Here is a 17,557-nt window from a genome sequence, read left to right as displayed (position 1 = left end):
AAAACACCACCTCTATTCAAAATTCTTTTTTATTAATCTCTGCCGTCCTTGTACTTTCGTTATGTCCTCTACAAAAGCACTAAATTGTTGTCCACCGATAGCTACATTTACATGTGCTGGCTGTTTATGAACCCATTCATTTGTCATATGATTTTCCATCCTTTGATTGGCCGCTCGATTTACATTACTAATCTGTCCTGAGATATTTGGCATAGAAAATTGTGGATTGAACGAATCCTGCACCTTGTCTGAAACAGCAACTGCAGAATCGACTACCTTCTTAGACATATGATCGATACCCATAGCAAACCCAGCCATCGTATCATCACCAATAGTTCTAAATAAACGAGATGGTGACTTAATTCCCAAAAAGCTTAATACACCGTTTACCGCTTTCTTTGCTGCATCAAGAGCTGCTGTTGCTACACCTGTTGCTTTTTCCTTAATACCATTAATTAATCCCATAATGAGATCCTTACCAGCTGAAACCATTCTTCCAGCCAGCTCTAGTACTTTTCCTGGCATTTTTGCAATTTGTGTTCCTACTTCTACAACTGCTGCTGCAAGCTTTGTTCTAACCGCTTGAAATACTTCTTGAAATTTTTGTCGCACTGCTGATACTATTTCCTGAGCCTTTGTCATAGCATTTGTCACCATTGTAATAAACCCTTGGACTACCGCATTTTTGGCATTAGACATTAACGATGAAATCGTGTCTTTAATTTGAGTGAATTTATTTTTTATCATCTGCCAGATTTCTGTAGCTTTCATAACAACAAACGACTTCATAATCTCCCATACATTAGAAAACATAGATTTTATTGTTTCCCAGGCACCAGACCAATCGCCTGTAATCACCTTCATAATCGTTGTAATTACGCCTTTAATGATCTCCATAGCAATCGTTATAGTTGTTTTTATGACATTCCAAACATTCGTAATTGCAGTTGAAATGAGCTGCCATGCTGTTGTTAAATAAGGGAGTAAAAACCCAATAACCGTAGTTATGACGGTACGAATAGCTGACCAAATTGTCTTAAATGTCTGCATTATCAAGGCTTGATTCTCTATCCACCAGGTCGTCAAGGAACCCCATATAGTCATTACAAATCCAACTATCTCCTGAATAATAGGCATCATAAATGCCTTAATAGATTCCCAAACTCCAATTACAATATCCCTAAAAGTCTCACTGGTACTCCATAAATACAAAAACGTGGCTGCTAATAAGGTAATTAATGTAATAACTAAAACAAACGGGTTGTTGAGTAAAGTGGTAAATAACCCACTAAATATGGACTGTAGCTCCTGCATCATTGGCATAAACCCTGTTACAGCAGAAGATATCGTATTTAAAGTATTAGCTGTTCCACCAAGAACACCCAGAAATGGCTCAAGAACAGATTGCACTTGTGTAATCCCTTCTGATACATCTGGTATAAACGAAAGTGATTGTTCCATTTCAGATAGTTGAGTTACTACTGGATCAATAGTTTCTTGTAGTGTAGTAAATGATCCACTAACATCCTTTAATGTACCCATGTCTGTCATAAAACTTTCCATGTACGATTTAGGATTTTCCATAGATTTTTCTCACCCCTTTTTAGAATTAACTTGTTTTGCAATAGTTGCCATACGCTTCATTTGATTGTTTAAACGTATTTTCGGCTTTCTCAACTCCTTCAAATATTTTTCATAATCGAAGAAGTCTTTAAATCGCTTATAAATAGGAACCTGTTTTTTACCTTGTTCTTTTGTTAGCGTCACTTGATGGTTCAACCAAGCCTGCTTATGCATGTTATATTCTCTATCTATTTGCTGTAACTGAAATGCATGTAGTCTTAATAAATATTCCCGTAACGTTAGAACTTCAATGTGATAGAGACTGGTAAAAGCCAAGTATCGAAAGCAATTTATAATAATTTCCTCATATGTTTGTTCCGAATCTACTATTTGTTCACTTTTGCTGTCTTCTGAAAATGTTTGATTGTGTCCTTCATGACCGGTGACTTCCCCAATTCATCTTTCAATGACAGAAAAAGGTCATGTAATCCGTCATTCTCCTGCGCATAATTTTCAATAGCTATTTCTATCTGCTGATTCGTTGGTGGTGTAGCTAAATATGAAGTAGCTGCCTTCATTACAGAATGTATGACCACTGGATTAAACTGTTGTAGATTCATAAATGCCATATTTACGCCCATACCAAATTTCATTCCTTGGTAATCCACCTCATATTCCTTATCTAGTTCTCGAATAAATTTAATTCCAAATTTTAAATCATGTTTTTTTCCATTAATTACAAATTCCATTATTTTTCCACCTTCCATGTGTTTGAATTTATTGATAAAAATAGCATATGAATTCACCTATTATGACGAATTCATATGCTTCATCTTATACGTTTTTATTCTCCAATTGGTGCTTCGACTGTCGTATCCTGGAAAGCGTACTGTACTGCAGCTTGCTGCTCATCTGTCAACGTAGCTTCGCCAAATTGTGGCTCCATTTCTACTGTAAAGTTACTAGATATTGTAGCATTTTCTTCAGCATTTGCCGGGTCTTCCCAAGAGTCTAAATAACCTTGAGCATAGATAGCTGGATACTTATTATCTGGTGTTTTTAATTCCTCATCTACTGTTACTTCCCATAGTTCAAGCTTTTGTCCTTTAATAACAGATTGGCGAAGCATATCACCTACTGGATCACCCATTGCCTGAATTGCTTCAATGCTAACTTCTGACTCTAATTCTCCGACATTAATTAAGGAACCATCCTTTGTTATAATCCTTTCTAACTCACGAGAGTAGCTAAACGTATGTTCTGTTTGAAATACTAACTTTGCTGCTTCTTCACTTTGATTTTCTAGCAAACGAAATAATAATATTTTGTTTTTTCCTTCTTGCATTTTAATTTGATTATCTGCCATTTTGTTCCCTCCGAATTTAAATAAAATAGTAAGTACTTCCTCTCCTACTTCCTTAATGCAACTACAAACCACTATTCATCTTCTCTTGAATTTCACCTCCTTTTTCTTCACTACCATTTCAATAAAAAAAAGCCCTAAACACGCATTGGCGCATTCACGACTTTTTAATATCTATCGATAGCTAAGAAATGTTTAGTTTTACGTCATTTCGGACATGCATCTGTGAGAAATCGTTGTTGATTTATCTTGCTTGACTCTAGTCTACATCAAGCTATTCTAACTTGTCATTTACTGAGAAGAGTGTGTAAACTGTGAAATTTTGTCTACAATTGATTCTTTAATGTTATAAATATGCCTTCTTGAAAGTCCCATATGCTGACTTATAGCACTTATTGTCATCCCATCAAGCATGCATTCTAAAACCGTAGCCTCTCTAGGGTCTTTGATAGCTGGCAATCTTTCTTGAATAAATAACACTTTCTTCTCTAGTTTAACAATCCAAGAACTCTTCTTATCCCGCCTTATTACTTCCTGTGCTACTGGATCGCTTACGGTTCCCTGTGCTTTTGGGAGTGATGATTCTATCCCTGAAGGAGCTACCAACCTTGTACCAATATCCTCATTTAAAAGCTTACGTTGTCGATTTATTTCTTTAATCATCCAATGATAATCTTTTAACGTACTCTCGATTTGTTCCTTGTTCATGGAAGCCCGCCCCCTTTTCAAATAAAAGCTGCGCATAATTACTTCTTGATATTGGTGATAGTGGACCGGTTCGCTTATCTCGCCTATATTCATTGACTACCCATTTAACACAATTGTTGTTCCTTACACTCCTATTTTTGTTTGAACACATGTTACTTCCTCCCAGCCATTCATTTTTAATTAATAGAACATGTGTTCTTATCATACATTGCTATATTAGAAATGTCAAAAAAAGTATTTCTGTTTAAGAAATGAATTGTTTCTTTTTTGGAAATTATGATATGATTTAGTTGCTGATATAGAAAGTGGTGTTTACGTTGAATATAGGAAAAAGAATTATTGAGTTAAGGGAAAGTAGAAATTGGAGTCAACGCGAACTTGCCAAACGTGTTCATTTAAATGTGAGTGTTATGAACAGAATTGAACTAGGAGATAGACCGATCAAAGATCATGAATTGGATCGGTTGGCAACTGTATTATCTAGTACAACAGATTATTTACTAGGGCGATCTGATGATCCTAGGCTTTCGGAAGAAGAAGCGTTTGCAGCCTTTCGTAATGACCCATCTTTAGAGAGATGGTATAAAGAATTACCAAAAAATAAAGAAGAAGACCTCCGTAGACTTAAAAGAATCTGGGAGGCCTTTAAAGAAGAGGATCAGACATGATTTTTTAGTTCATCATATTTTAATTGAGTATGAGCATTATTAATTGGTAAGCTTTAGTTACATGGTCACTAAATATACCCTTTTCTGATTCCACATATACATGAAATATACTAGGTGTACAACATTGTGCACCATCTATTTTACACCAAAAACGAACATACATTCCATTAAGGGGGCTACTATGTATTTATATTCAAGGACAGAAGACTACATCCAACATTTATTAGCAAAAATTAACATAAAGATCCCTACTGAGCTAAGAATCGAGAATATATCTAACTCCTTAAAAATACCCGTATACTTTTGGGAATTTAGCAGCGAAACTGTGTACAAGAATGGTAAATGCATTATTTTTTTAAATGCCACTAATAACGAACAAGTTCAATGGCAGGAATTTGCCCATGAAATAGCACATAACCTATGGCATGCTGGTCGTCAGGAATATTTACCTCAAGCCTTCATTGAACTGCAAGAGTGGCAAGCAAATTATTTTAGCTACCACTTATGTGTACCTACGTTCATGCTACAACGCATTCCTAAGGCATCCCCATATCAAATTATGCACCTATTCAATGTAGAATACGAGTTTGCATGCAAGCGATTAGAGATGTATAAAAATAAATTTATATAAAAATTGCAAAAAAGACTGAGCAAAATTCGCTCAATCCTTATCACTAAATGCTCAGATTTACGCTTTCTCTAGTAGCTATTATGGAATAATAGCTACTGCTTGCTTGACCACCACTCCGGCTGCCCACTTCCCTTTCCGTGGGGTTTGTCCTTCAGCTAACTTTTTTAGCAAAACCCGCTCAAAAAAGTGGATCTTCAGGTCAAACATTTCCCACAGGAGTTGAAGTATCCGGCCTTCGCTATTATCAGGCTCTACAACGCTAGCATGAAGTAACACAGCTGCTTTTATACGCACGGATAGCGATTTTCACTTTACCCATTGTAAAAAAAGTCAACCTATTACTTATGACAAGAATTGGTGCACCTTCTCATAGCGGAGACGAATTACGTAGACTCCTGCGGGATTAGCACGAGCCGAAAATCCACTTTGCAACGTGTTCTTCTTTGCAAAGTTAGTTGAGGCCGTGCCCGCGGAAAGCGAAGTAATTCGTCGGAGCATTGCCAATATACATCTAACATTTCAAAATAACTACTTGGCTTAACGCAGTCATTGCACTGATTTTATACTTTCTTAACTTACAAAAAAACATGCTTCCCCAAACAGCTATTGGGATGCATGTTTTTTTTATTTATTGATCGTTTCTACTTTGTCTGAGGAGCCTACCATTTTAATTTTCACATTTACATTCACACGAATATTACTTTGGGAGTAATAATTTTCTCCTTTCTCCCAATCGTCTTTGACCGTATTCCAGAAATCATAATGTCGCCGATACAGCTTGTCACCAATCCCCAGCACATCCACTTTTAAGTCTTTTTGCACCTTGTTGATAGTTCCTTCAACCAGTGCCCGCACCTTTCGCTCTGTTGCCGCTTTCACCTTATTTATATAGCTTTTACTAAATACACTAGTAAGTCCATATCTCTCACCAATATTCCCTTTAACATCAATATTTATATCGACCTGTAAGTTTTCCTTTTTCTTATTTTTAAAGTATATATCTTGTTTAACATCTGTTAGTTCTATGACAACCATATGTCCATTTACCTTGATTTTTATCGGTCCATTTTGTTTCGTATCAGTCAAAAAGCTTAGCCCCATGGTTTCATCATCAGATAAGGAGTATATCATGTGATTGGTATCACCTTGAAATACAGCAGCTCCTTTGTACTTAACGGAATGATCGTTAACAATCTGTAATTCTGGAATCGTGTAGCTGTTTTTACTTAGCAGTAACTCTTGAACTTGTCCTATATGAACTGGCTGTAGTGAGCTTGCATTTTTATAGTTGTTCTCCATCAAAGACTCAATATATAGTGCAGGTACTTTTTCATCTATGGGTAGGATATTTAACGCCTCTTTTGCTTTTCCTTCTACTATGACAAGTCTTATCCCTCTACGCATTTCATGATCGCGAATATGAACATCTAGTATATTTCCAAATAGATGTGGTTCTCTAACGATGTCTTCTGAAACAACTAATACCTTCATATGTTGGAAAAAAGGAGTCTTGCTTGATAATGTCGACATTTCTCGGGTAATCTCAAAAATACTTTCGCCCGTTGCAGTTATATTTTTATATGCTTTTTGCTCACCACTACCTCCCTGTAAAGGAGACCCTAATCCAGAGGGGACAACCATTTGGTTGGTAAGCATTAGTTCAAACGTACCATCTTCTTTTTTTTCAACTAGATCAATCGCTGAACCAACGGTAAAGCCTCGATTCTCAATCTCCACGCGGTCCCAGCATCCCGTTAAAAACAAGCACATACTCAAGCTAATAAAAATATAGAGATAATATTTCTTCATTTGCTTCCCTTCCAATTGTCAATCGCCAAATAGTGATGTATCGAACTGTCGATGATGGTACCTATAATTTTCTCTTATTTGTTTATACTGCAACCTTTTAATTATCCTAATTCATACATTTTAATTCCAATGTTTGGAACAATACTAAAAACACCTTTTGTTTATGGAGGCTTATTATGTCCACTATCGAATTAGTACTAAGGTTAGCTGTTTCCTTTACTATCTTACTTGCATTAACAAGAATTATGGGAAGAAAAGAAATTTCTAAGCTTACCTTCTTTAACTTTGTCTCTGCTATTTCAATCGGTACATTAGCTGCTTCATTTGCAGTTGACCCTACACTCAGTCTATTCCATGGAATATTATCATTACTATGCTGGAGTGCTTTTACCATATTTCTTGGTTTTTTAGATATAAAATCACAACGCGTTCGTTACGTTATTGAAGGGGAACCAATTATTCTTATTCGAAAAGGAGAAATTGTGGAGGATGAGCTTCGGAAAAGTAGATTAGATATTGACGATTTAAACCTTTTATTGAGGAAGAAAAACGTTTTCGCTGTCTCGGATGTCGAATATGCAATATTTGAAACAGATGGCAGTCTATCCGTCATGAAGAAAGAGGCGAAACAATCGTTAACCAAAAAAGATATGAACATTCCTCCAGCCACGAATAGCATTCCACCTACCTCAACGACTGTAATTGCTGACGGAAAGATTAATACAAATAACTTAATTGCCTTAAACCTAAATAAGCATTGGTTAGAAAAGCAACTTCAATTAAGGGGAGTACCTTCCATATCGGATGTCTTTTATGCTGAAATTCAACAAAATGGCGCACTATATATTGCTAGTAAAAAGTAAATTTAATCAATCCAGGCATCAATAATACTTTCTATAGGTAAATATTGGCCTGCCACTTTTATATACCTGTTCTGTCTATCAATACTGACTACTTTCCCTTTAGCTTTATAAAAATCGTGATTCAAAAAATACTTTAAATCGATGGTTAGCTCATTTTTCACTGCCATTTGCAGCTTCAAGTTAATTTCCTCTTGTTTTTGTTCATCTATAATAGGTTTTTGTTTGCGCTCTTGTTCTTGCCATGTTTGCTTCAATAACTCTATATGCTCCGGCATCATCATTGCGGTCCATTTAATACTTCCTCGATCATTTACACTCATTACGCACCCACTCGCTTTCTAACTAATCCTGCTGAAAGAATATTCTTTAGCGTAAATGTTCTCACCTTTTTCCGATAGAAGCAATAAGCCAAAATACTCTTTTCGCGTATTTCTAGAACACGGATATAACGCTCAGTTACATTATTATTGCTATCCAAATAAATAATAATTATTTTTTGCTTACTTTTGACAGAACGATTCAGCAATCCTTTCATAATAAGGTCACCACCAAGAACGTTTGTTCTTATTATATCATAAAAAACGAACATATATACGTATTATTTAGTGACAATTTATCCCAGAATGATGGAAAATAGAAAAAGATTGGTAATTAAAAAAACTAGAGAAGTAGGAGCATAAGACAAGGAGAAATATAAGGATTACGCTGGAAATTCTGGTTTTCTGAACAGTTCCTTAGCGTATGTTTTCGCTTTTCATTGGTACAATCCCTATTATCCGTTGAACCATTTACTATATAGAATTCATCAGAAACATAAATTTTAGATTAATAAGAACAACTCCGATGGAACAGCGTTGTATTATATTCTAAATATAGGTGCCTTTAGCATGAATTAGTTTGAAGGTTTGAAGCACTTAATATTGAATTCTCCATTATTACTGACATTAGGAGCTTATTTGGCTATATTCACACAGTTATTCTTTCCTTTTTTTGTGTTCAATAAATATACTCGCTTATTTAAGCTTACTTGGCTCAATCCTGTTTCATCTAAGTATTATTGTTTTTATGGGTCTAGTTCATTTGGTGCTATTATGATTGTTTTAGACTTGCAATTTATGAGTGATAGAGAATATAGCCATCGCTTTAAGTATATTAAAGATAAAGTTACTAATTTGAAATATATAGGTATTCAAAGAGAGGAGAAGGAAATTTAATGGTGATTCTAGTTTATGATGGAGAATGCAACTTTTGTAGTAACTTTATTAAATTTCTTTTAAAAATAAACAAGAACAAATCGCTAAGGATTACAAGTTTTAATAGCAAATGGTACAATGATTTTAAAATGGAAAACCAAATTAGAGATAACGTGGATAGCATAATATTAATTAATTCTAATAAAATGTATATATACTCAGATGCAATTCTCCACGTAATAGCTCAAGCAAATAAATTATTTTTTCCGATACTTATATTAAAAATAGTACCAAAACCGATAAGAAACTTTTTCTATAAATTAGTTGCTAAATATAGGAAGAGAATAAGTAAACAAATTAAATGTACTTTACCAACTCAAAGTGAAAGAAAATATTTTCTTTAAAGAAAGGATGTCTACATGAGTCGTAAAATAATTATTTTAATTATTATACTGTCTTTGAATATCATTCGGTACTTTTTCGAATACCTCGATGACACTTCAAATATATATTATGGAATAATGTTACTTTTAAATATAATGGCTATTTGCTTTGTTATATTCTCTAAAAACAAAGATATAGCTTAAAATTCTATATAATCAGATTAAAATGGTAAATTATTTAGAATGATACAAGAATAACCCAAAATAGTTCCGAAGCGTATTTTTTGTGCTTTTCGTTGGTACAATCCCTATCAAAAATAAATATCATTCGTATCAAATTCGTATCAAAAATAAGAACACCACTAATAAAAAAGTGGTGTTCTTTTATTTAAACCCTTGCATCTCAAGGTTTATAGGAAAGCTTCCAAGCGGACTTGAACCGCTGACCCCCACCTTACCATGGTGGTGCTCTACCGACTGAGCTATGGAAGCATAAAATGGCTCCACAGGTAGGATTCGAACCTACGACCGATCGGTTAACAGCCGATAGCTCTACCACTGAGCTACTGTGGAATAGGATAGATCAATAATTAAGCTAGGTACACAGTATTACCTTTTATCATACCATAAAAAATATACATGTAAATATAGTAATAGTATTACTTATAAATAAGTATAAAAAAATGCCTGGCGGCGTCCTACTCTTGCAGGGGCAAAGCCCCAACTACCATCGGCGCTGGAGAGCTTAACTTCTGTGTTCGGCATGGGAACAGGTGTGACCTCTCCGCCATTGCTACCAGACATTTCTTAATTCGATAAATCAACATCTGCTCGGAACCATTCCTTGCTTGATGCTTTCTCATATCTATAGGCGGATACATTACTTATTCATTTGTACCCTAAAAACTAAATAAGAGATCATTCAACGACAACCAAAAGAAGTTAGTTAAGTCCTCGATCGATTAGTATCCGTCAGCTCCACGTGTCACCACGCTTCCACCTCGAACCTATCAACCTCATCATCTCTGAGGGATCTTACTCACTTGAAGTGATGGGAAGTCTCATCTTGAGGGGGGCTTCATGCTTAGATGCTTTCAGCACTTATCCCTGCCACACGTAGCTACCCAGCTATGCTCCTGGCGGAACAACTGGCACACCAGCGGTGTGTCCATCCCGGTCCTCTCGTACTAAGGACAGCTCCTCTCAAACTTCCAACGCCCACGACGGATAGGGACCGAACTGTCTCACGACGTTCTGAACCCAGCTCGCGTACCGCTTTAATGGGCGAACAGCCCAACCCTTGGGACCGACTACAGCCCCAGGATGCGATGAGCCGACATCGAGGTGCCAAACCTCCCCGTCGATGTGAACTCTTGGGGGAGATAAGCCTGTTATCCCCGGGGTAGCTTTTATCCGTTGAGCGATGGCCCTTCCATGCGGAACCACCGGATCACTAAGCCCGACTTTCGTCCCTGCTCGACTTGTAGGTCTCGCAGTCAAGCTCCCTTCTGCCTTTACACTCTGCGAATGATTTCCAACCATTCTGAGGGAACCTTTGGGCGCCTCCGTTACCTTTTGGGAGGCGACCGCCCCAGTCAAACTGCCCGCCTGACACTGTCTCCGAACCGGATCACGGTCCTGGGTTAGAAGGTTCGTACAGCCAGGGTGGTATCCCACGGATGCCTCCACGTAAGCTAGCGCTCACGCTTCGATGGCTCCCACCTATCCTGTACAAGCTGTACCAACATTCAATATCAGGCTACAGTAAAGCTCCACGGGGTCTTTCCGTCCTGTCGCGGGTAATGTGCATCTTCACACATAGTATAATTTCACCGGGTCTCTCGTTGAGACAGTGCCCAAGTCGTTGCACCTTTCGTGCGGGTCGGAACTTACCCGACAAGGAATTTCGCTACCTTAGGACCGTTATAGTTACGGCCGCCGTTTACTGGGGCTTCGGTTCTACGCTTCGCACAAAAGTGCTAACGCTTCCCCTTAACCTTCCAGCACCGGGCAGGTGTCAGCCCCTATACTTCGCCTTTCGGCTTCGCAGAGACCTGTGTTTTTGCTAAACAGTCGCTTGGGCCTATTCACTGCGGCTCCTCGGCAGAGGAGCACCCCTTCTCCCGAAGTTACGGGGTCATTTTGCCGAGTTCCTTAACGAGAGTTCTCCCGCTCACCTTAGGATTCTCTCCTCGCCTACCTGTGTCGGTTTGCGGTACGGGCACCTATGAACTCACTAGAGGCTTTTCTTGGCAGTGTGAAATCAGGAACTTCGGTACTCTATTTCCCTCCCCGTTACAGCTTGAAATCGTCGAACGGATTTGCCTATTCGACTTCCTCACTGCTTGGGCGCACACATCCATCGGTGCGCTTTCCTTATCCTTCTGCGTCCCCCCATCGTTCAAACGCTCATGAGGTGGTACAGGAATATCTACCTGTTGTCCATCGCCTACGCCTTTCGGCCTCGGCTTAGGTCCCGACTAACCCTGAGAGGACGAGCCTTCCTCAGGAAACCTTAGGCATTCGGTGAAAGAGATTCTCACTCTTTTTTCGCTACTCATACCGGCATTCTCACTTCTAAGCGCTCCACCAGTCCTCACGGTCTGACTTCACAGCACTTAGAACGCTCTCCTACCATTGTTCGTAAGAACAATCCGCAGCTTCGGTGATACGTTTAGCCCCGGTACATTTTCGGCGCAGAGTCACTCGACCAGTGAGCTATTACGCACTCTTTAAATGGTGGCTGCTTCTAAGCCAACATCCTGGTTGTCTAAGCAACTCCACATCCTTTTCCACTTAACGTATACTTTGGGACCTTAGCTGGCGGTCTGGGCTGTTTCCCTTTCGACTATGAACCTTATCACCCATAGTCTGACTCCCAAGGCAAAGTAGCTGGCATTCGGAGTTTGACTGAATTCGGTAACCCGGTGAGGGCCCCTAGTCCAATCAGTGCTCTACCTCCAGTACTCGTTCCTTGAGGCTAGCCCTAAAGCTATTTCGGAGAGAACCAGCTATCTCCGTGTTCGATTGGCATTTCACCCCTACCCACACCTCATCCCCGCATTTTTCAACATACGTGGGTTCGGGCCTCCAGTCAGTGTTACCTGACCTTCACCCTGGACATGGGTAGATCACACGGTTTCGGGTCTACGACCGCATACTATGTCGCCCTATTCAGACTCGCTTTCGCTACGGCTCCGTGTCTTCCACTTAACCTTGCATACGATCGTAACTCGCCGGTCCATTCTACAAAAGGTACGCCGTCACCCATTAACGGGCTTCGACTACTTGTAGGCACACGGTTTCAGGTTCTCTTTCACTCCCCTCCCGGGGTGCTTTTCACCTTTCCCTCACGGTACTGGTTCACTATCGGTCACTAGGGAGTATTTAGCCTTGGGAGATGGTCCTCCCGGATTCCGACGGAATTCCACGTGTTCCGCCGTACTCAGGATCCACTCCGGAGGAAATTCTCTTTCGATTACAGGGCTCTTACCTCCTATGGCGGATCTTTCCAGATCGCTTCATCTAAAGAATTTCTTGGTAACTCCAATGGAGTGTCCTACAACCCCAGAAGGCAAGCCTTCTGGTTTGGGCTAATTCCGTTTCGCTCGCCGCTACTCAGGAAATCGCGTTTGCTTTCTCTTCCTCCGGGTACTGAGATGTTTCAGTTCCCCGGGTATGCCTCCTCTACCCTATGTATTCAGATAGAAGTACTGTTCCATTACGAACAGTGGGTTCCCCCATTCGGAAATTCCCGGATCAACGTCTACTTACGACTCCCCGGGACATATCGGTGTTAGTCCCGCCCTTCATCGGCTCCTAGTGCCAAGGCATCCACCGTGCGCCCTTATTCACTTAACTAGCTTTCTATGAATAAGCGTACTTATTTATCGCCTTAACTTTTGGTTTTCTAGCTTCCGCTCATAGCGATTAGCATGACTTCCTTCCTCTTCGTACGATAAGTCAACATCGATTCACTTACGTTCATCGTGTTTTCTTTATCTCCTGTGAGTCAGTCCAGTCTGTACATCGCTAAACATTCGCTTCCGCTTTTAGTTTGATGTCGTTGTTACTCTTATTTAGTTTTCAAGGTACAAAAATGGAGCCTAGCGGGATCGAACCGCTGACCTCCTGCGTGCAAGGCAGGCGCTCTCCCAGCTGAGCTAAGGCCCCGTGTGTTTATATATAATAGATGGTGGGCCTGAGTGGACTCGAACCACCGACCTCACGCTTATCAGGCGTGCGCTCTAACCAGCTGAGCTACAGGCCCATCTAACTATGTAGTAGAGAATTGATCTCTCAAAACTGAACCAAACAACCAAGTATGTCCTTACAAACCATTCGTAAAGAATGGTTCGCGTTCCGTAATTATCCTTAGAAAGGAGGTGATCCAGCCGCACCTTCCGATACGGCTACCTTGTTACGACTTCACCCCAATCATTGGTCCCACCTTCGGCGGCTGGCTCCAAAAGGTTACCTCACCGACTTCGGGTGTTACCAACTCTCGTGGTGTGACGGGCGGTGTGTACAAGGCCCGGGAACGTATTCACCGCGGCATGCTGATCCGCGATTACTAGCGATTCCGGCTTCATGCAGGCGAGTTGCAGCCTGCAATCCGAACTGAGAATGGTTTTATGGGATTTGCTTGACCTCGCGGCTTCGCTGCCCTTTGTTCCATCCATTGTAGCACGTGTGTAGCCCAGGTCATAAGGGGCATGATGATTTGACGTCATCCCCACCTTCCTCCGGTTTGTCACCGGCAGTCACCTTAGAGTGCCCAACTAAATGCTGGCAACTAAGATCAAGGGTTGCGCTCGTTGCGGGACTTAACCCAACATCTCACGACACGAGCTGACGACAACCATGCACCACCTGTCACTCTGTCCCCGAAGGGAACATCCTATCTCTAGGATTGGCAGAGGATGTCAAGACCTGGTAAGGTTCTTCGCGTTGCTTCGAATTAAACCACATGCTCCACCGCTTGTGCGGGCCCCCGTCAATTCTTTTGAGTTTCAGCCTTGCGGCCGTACTCCCCAGGCGGAGTGCTTAATGCGTTAACTTCAGCACTAAGGGGCGGAAACCCCCTAACACCTAGCACTCATCGTTTACGGCGTGGACTACCAGGGTATCTAATCCTGTTCGCTCCCCACGCTTTCGCACCTCAGCGTCAGTTACAGACCAGAGAGTCGCCTTCGCCACTGGTGTTCCTCCACATCTCTACGCATTTCACCGCTACACGTGGAATTCCACTCTCCTCTTCTGTACTCAAGTCCTCCAGTTTCCAATGGCCCTCCACGGTTAAGCCGTGGGCTTTCACATCAGACTTAAAGGACCGCCTGCGCGCGCTTTACGCCCAATAATTCCGGACAACGCTTGCCCCCTACGTATTACCGCGGCTGCTGGCACGTAGTTAGCCGGGGCTTTCTGGTCAGGTACCGTCAAGGTGCCGCCCTATTTGAACGGCACTTGTTCTTCCCTGACAACAGAGTTTTACGATCCGAAAACCTTCATCACTCACGCGGCGTTGCTCCGTCAGACTTTCGTCCATTGCGGAAGATCCCCTACTGCTGCCTCCCGTAGGAGTCTGGGCCGTGTCTCAGTCCCAGTGTGGCCGATCACCCTCTCAGGTCGGCTACGCATCGTCGCCTTGGTAAGCCGTTACCTTACCAACTAGCTAATGCGCCGCGGGCCCATCTGTAAGTGACAGCTAAAAGCCGCCTTTCAACTTCTCGTTATGCAACGAAAAGTATTATCCGGTATTAGCCCCGGTTTCCCGGGGTTATCCCAGTCTTACAGGCAGGTTGCCCACGTGTTACTCACCCGTCCGCCGCTCGTTCCACAGGCGTCACCTCCGAAGAGATCTGCCTGCTTCCCGCGCTCGACTTGCATGTATTAGGCACGCCGCCAGCGTTCGTCCTGAGCCAAGATCAAACTCTCCAAAAAAGTTTGTTCATAATTAACACCGTTAATTATGATGTCTTAGCTTACTCCAGAAGTTTCCTTCTGGTTATTTTTAAGAAAAAACAGTTGCATGTTTTTCTCTTGACATACTGGTTGTTTTGTTCAGTTTTCAAAGATCAATTTTAATGTTTTGTCGTTTTTTGCGACAAGATATAATTTATCATGATTCCAAGTGATTGTCAACATGTTTTTTAAAATATTTTTTGATGAAAACTATTTTATAATGTGTTGCGTCATTTGTTGACAACAAAAAATAATATAGCATATAAACGTCTGGACTTCAATAGTTTATTTAAAAAAAGTTTATTTAAGTTCAATAAATTTAAAGAGTCCTTCTTCTGTTAGAAAGTAAAAGAACCCCCAATACTTGAAATACCTATGGAGATTCTTTTAATTTTTTATTGATTCTCACTGCGTTTCGGCATATATTTCAAGCACTCATTTTCGTTAGCTACTCTCCGAAATAATTGAAATAGGATATTGTATCTTTCCTTCATTGCTCGTTTAACCATATGATCAATTCGATGATCTTCTAGATCCATTAGCAACTCTTCCAATTCTCTTCTTAATAAGTATTCTACTTCTTTTTGTTCTATCTCATTGATTAACAATCCTAACAATGCGTTCACCTCATATTTCAATTCAGGTTATCTTTACCTTTTAAAAAAACAGTTATATCAGATTTATTCGCAGAAATGGTTGAATTTTGTCGGTTGTTCCCTTTTCTTACGAGAAAATTCCTTCTACTGCATACTATTCCCAAAAAAATCAGATTTACATCCGTAAAACAGAACAATTTTACTAAGTTTTTTTCATTACTTGTTCTTATTTCATTCTTCTCAGCATAGCTTTTTATAAAGGACAAGTTATAAGGAGCGGTAGAATGGAACATTTCTATGTATGGCGATTTAATAGATGGAAACGCTGGCTTGTTGTGATTTTATTTGCCTTATTTACTGCTACGTTTATTTGGTTTGAAAGAGATGGAAGTTTTTCTGTATTCTCTAATAAAGAACCAACTGCACTAACGAAAGGCAATGCAAACGAAAGTGATATTGCTTTGACATTTAATATTAGCTGGGGAGAGGAAAGAGTATATGATATATTAAAAACCCTTGAAGAAAAGAATGTACAAGCTACCTTTTTTGTAAGCGGTGAGTGGGCTGAAAGACATCCAGATATTTTAAAAAAGATAACAGAAGGCAAGCACGACCTAGGAATATTAGGTTATCGTTACAAAAGTTATCTTGATCAAGATATAGAGGAAGTACAGAGAGATTTAAAAAAGGCGAGAGAAGCCTTTGATAAATTAGGTTACGATGATGTAAATTTATTACGCCCACCGAGTGGCCATTTTAATAAAGAGATCATTGAAGTAGCTGAAAACATGGATTATAAAGTTATTCATTGGAATGTCAATCCTAATGACTGGAAAAATCCTGGGACTGATTCTATTGTTGATACCGTAATGAAGAAAACTACTAACGGAGATATCTTGCTATTCCATGCATCAGATTCTGCAAAACAAACGGCAAGTGCGTTGAAGACGATTCTCCCAGGGCTAAAAAACAAGGGCTTCACCTTTGTTTCAATTACTGAATTAATTAATCAGGCACATGCTGAACCAAAATTAGTGGATTAAGCCATTGGCTGAAAATCTTTTCACTTCTATATGTAACGCTTTAAAACGCCGGTATGCATCATATACCGGCGCTTTTGATTTATGCTTTCTTTGGGTTCACATGCTTCTTCTGACTTGATCTGTTTGCTTCCGTTGAAGCCTTTACAGAGTCACTATTATTTATTCGATGTAGTGCTAATAGCTGATATGTATTACATGCAAGTAAAGGAATAATCATAAGCCAAGCATAATCTGTACCTTCTGTTCGAAGCCCAGGTACCCATTCAACTGTTGTAATAACGACCATTAAAAATAGAGCTGGAATAAAAGCCTGTCGATTCGTTTCTTTTGCTTTAATCTTCGCGACAATCCAACCGTATGCCAAAATGGCAACAGCCATCAAGATAAACCAATAAATAGCTACCTCACCATCTGTAGCTTGATAAGGAAAGTAAACTAAATCAAATATAACAAATGCTATAAGCAGAACTTGAACGGTTGACCAGAAAGACCGAAACATTCCTAACCCAAATCGATTAATAAATAAATATGCGAAAAAACCAGTTTGACTTATAACACTAAACACTAAACCAATACCTATAAAGAAAATAACTAAGCCAAATAATTCCATTACGTTAAACGGTTGAAGGTTTGCTGCATAATCTTCAGCTTTTACAAAAAAACTGGTTAACAATCCAGCTAACCCACCTATGAACAATGTTTTAAAAAAGAAATGCACCAATTTTCGACTATTCAAAACTGCTTCCTCCTACCACTATGTAAAATGACCAATA

At 39.8% G+C, this 17,557-nt stretch carries 17 protein-coding genes, 4 tRNA genes and 3 rRNA genes; 6 read left to right on the top strand and 18 right to left on the bottom strand.

Annotated elements, in window-relative coordinates; all coding sequences use genetic code 11:
* Nucleotides 1-12 precede the first annotated feature (12 nt).
* The 5 genes from D9782_RS06150 to D9782_RS06130 form a co-directional block, all read right to left on the bottom strand.
* Complete coding sequence (locus tag D9782_RS06150; RefSeq protein WP_162986338.1) at nt 13-1,563, bottom strand: phage tail protein; 1,551 nt, start codon at nt 1,561-1,563, stop codon at nt 13-15.
* Nucleotides 1,564-1,593: 30 nt separating this feature from the next.
* A complete protein-coding gene (locus D9782_RS06145; RefSeq protein WP_034679276.1) occupies nt 1,594-1,899 on the bottom strand; it encodes a hypothetical protein in 306 nt (101 codons plus the stop codon).
* Between the two features lie 50 nt (nt 1,900-1,949).
* Nucleotides 1,950-2,312 carry a tail assembly chaperone gene (locus D9782_RS06140; protein ID WP_026681896.1) on the bottom strand — a complete coding sequence of 121 codons (363 nt, stop codon included), beginning with the start codon at nt 2,310-2,312 and terminating at the stop codon, nt 1,950-1,952.
* A 95-nt stretch (nt 2,313-2,407) separates the two neighbouring features.
* A complete protein-coding gene (locus D9782_RS06135) occupies nt 2,408-2,929 on the bottom strand; it encodes a phage major tail protein, TP901-1 family (protein ID WP_026681895.1) in 522 nt (173 codons plus the stop codon).
* 288 nt (nt 2,930-3,217) lie between these two features.
* Nucleotides 3,218-3,634, bottom strand: a complete 417-nt coding sequence (locus tag D9782_RS06130; RefSeq protein ID WP_026681894.1) for a helix-turn-helix transcriptional regulator — start codon at nt 3,632-3,634, stop codon at nt 3,218-3,220.
* Nucleotides 3,635-3,951: 317 nt separating this feature from the next.
* Between D9782_RS06130 and D9782_RS06125 the strand changes: the two genes are divergently transcribed.
* Entirely contained in the window at nt 3,952-4,302 is a 351-nt protein-coding gene (locus D9782_RS06125; RefSeq protein WP_026681893.1) for a helix-turn-helix domain-containing protein, read from the top strand.
* A 181-nt stretch (nt 4,303-4,483) separates the two neighbouring features.
* Nucleotides 4,484-4,933 (top strand): ImmA/IrrE family metallo-endopeptidase, encoded by a 450-nt coding sequence (locus D9782_RS06120; RefSeq protein WP_034679274.1) that lies wholly within the window; start codon nt 4,484-4,486, stop codon nt 4,931-4,933.
* Nucleotides 4,934-5,011: 78 nt separating this feature from the next.
* On the opposite strand, the gene D9782_RS06115 is transcribed toward D9782_RS06120, so the two are convergent.
* Both D9782_RS06115 and D9782_RS06110 read right to left on the bottom strand, forming a co-directional pair.
* Nucleotides 5,012-5,227: a hypothetical protein gene (locus D9782_RS06115; protein WP_121604322.1), complete on the bottom strand. Its 216-nt coding sequence runs from the start codon at nt 5,225-5,227 to the stop codon at nt 5,012-5,014.
* Between the two features lie 330 nt (nt 5,228-5,557).
* Nucleotides 5,558-6,742, bottom strand: coding sequence for a Ger(x)C family spore germination protein (locus D9782_RS06110; protein WP_121604321.1), 1,185 nt, complete (start codon nt 6,740-6,742; stop codon nt 5,558-5,560).
* 176 nt (nt 6,743-6,918) lie between these two features.
* Here D9782_RS06110 and D9782_RS06105 point away from each other — a divergent pair, with 176 nt between their 5' ends.
* Nucleotides 6,919-7,605: a DUF421 domain-containing protein gene (locus D9782_RS06105; protein ID WP_026682887.1), complete on the top strand. Its 687-nt coding sequence runs from the start codon at nt 6,919-6,921 to the stop codon at nt 7,603-7,605.
* A gap of 2 nt (nt 7,606-7,607) precedes the next feature.
* Here D9782_RS06105 and D9782_RS06100 read toward each other — a convergent pair whose 3' ends face one another.
* Together D9782_RS06100 and D9782_RS06095 are read right to left on the bottom strand one after the other, a co-directional pair.
* Entirely contained in the window at nt 7,608-7,925 is a 318-nt protein-coding gene (locus tag D9782_RS06100) for a YolD-like family protein (protein ID WP_034679767.1), read from the bottom strand.
* Nucleotides 7,925-8,140, bottom strand: coding sequence for a WYL domain-containing protein (locus tag D9782_RS06095; RefSeq protein WP_026682886.1), 216 nt, complete (start codon nt 8,138-8,140; stop codon nt 7,925-7,927). The genes D9782_RS06100 and D9782_RS06095 overlap by 1 nt, the downstream gene beginning before the upstream one ends.
* A gap of 421 nt (nt 8,141-8,561) precedes the next feature.
* On the opposite strand from D9782_RS06095, the gene D9782_RS06090 reads away from it, so the two are divergent.
* Nucleotides 8,562-8,819 carry a hypothetical protein gene (locus tag D9782_RS06090; RefSeq protein ID WP_026682885.1) on the top strand — a complete coding sequence of 86 codons (258 nt, stop codon included), beginning with the start codon at nt 8,562-8,564 and terminating at the stop codon, nt 8,817-8,819.
* Entirely contained in the window at nt 8,819-9,202 is a 384-nt protein-coding gene (locus D9782_RS23940; RefSeq protein WP_026682884.1) for a thiol-disulfide oxidoreductase DCC family protein, read from the top strand. The genes D9782_RS06090 and D9782_RS23940 overlap by 1 nt, the downstream gene beginning before the upstream one ends.
* Before the next feature lie 398 nt (nt 9,203-9,600).
* Here the strand turns inward: D9782_RS23940 and D9782_RS06080 are convergent.
* From D9782_RS06080 to D9782_RS06045, 8 genes are all read right to left on the bottom strand, one after another.
* Nucleotides 9,601-9,673 (bottom strand) — tRNA-Thr (locus D9782_RS06080).
* A gap of 6 nt (nt 9,674-9,679) precedes the next feature.
* Nucleotides 9,680-9,754: transfer RNA gene (locus tag D9782_RS06075), tRNA-Asn, on the bottom strand.
* A gap of 112 nt (nt 9,755-9,866) precedes the next feature.
* Nucleotides 9,867-9,982, bottom strand: a 5S ribosomal RNA gene (rrf, locus tag D9782_RS06070).
* Between the two features lie 141 nt (nt 9,983-10,123).
* Nucleotides 10,124-13,042 (bottom strand): 23S ribosomal RNA (locus tag D9782_RS06065).
* Nucleotides 13,043-13,281: 239 nt separating this feature from the next.
* A tRNA-Ala gene (locus D9782_RS06060) sits at nt 13,282-13,354 on the bottom strand.
* Nucleotides 13,355-13,374: 20 nt separating this feature from the next.
* Nucleotides 13,375-13,451, bottom strand: a tRNA-Ile gene (locus tag D9782_RS06055).
* 108 nt (nt 13,452-13,559) lie between these two features.
* Nucleotides 13,560-15,124, bottom strand: a 16S ribosomal RNA gene (locus D9782_RS06050).
* Together the 16S, 23S and 5S rRNA genes with 4 tRNA genes alongside form the textbook arrangement of a ribosomal RNA operon.
* Before the next feature lie 416 nt (nt 15,125-15,540).
* Entirely contained in the window at nt 15,541-15,762 is a 222-nt protein-coding gene (locus tag D9782_RS06045; RefSeq protein ID WP_026682803.1) for a hypothetical protein, read from the bottom strand.
* A 263-nt stretch (nt 15,763-16,025) separates the two neighbouring features.
* On the opposite strand from D9782_RS06045, the gene pdaB reads away from it, so the two are divergent.
* A complete protein-coding gene (pdaB, locus tag D9782_RS06040) occupies nt 16,026-16,784 on the top strand; it encodes a polysaccharide deacetylase family sporulation protein PdaB (RefSeq protein ID WP_026682802.1) in 759 nt (252 codons plus the stop codon).
* A 79-nt stretch (nt 16,785-16,863) separates the two neighbouring features.
* On the opposite strand, the gene D9782_RS06035 is transcribed toward pdaB, so the two are convergent.
* Nucleotides 16,864-17,520: a KinB-signaling pathway activation protein gene (locus D9782_RS06035; RefSeq protein WP_026682801.1), complete on the bottom strand. Its 657-nt coding sequence runs from the start codon at nt 17,518-17,520 to the stop codon at nt 16,864-16,866.
* Nucleotides 17,521-17,557 lie beyond the last annotated feature (37 nt).

Source organism: Virgibacillus sp. Bac332, assembly GCF_003667785.1.
GTDB classification, from domain to species: domain Bacteria; phylum Bacillota; class Bacilli; order Bacillales; family Amphibacillaceae; genus Virgibacillus; species Virgibacillus salarius.
The sequence above is the reverse complement of the archived record's forward strand: the minus strand, read 5'-3'. Positions and strand labels throughout refer to the sequence as shown.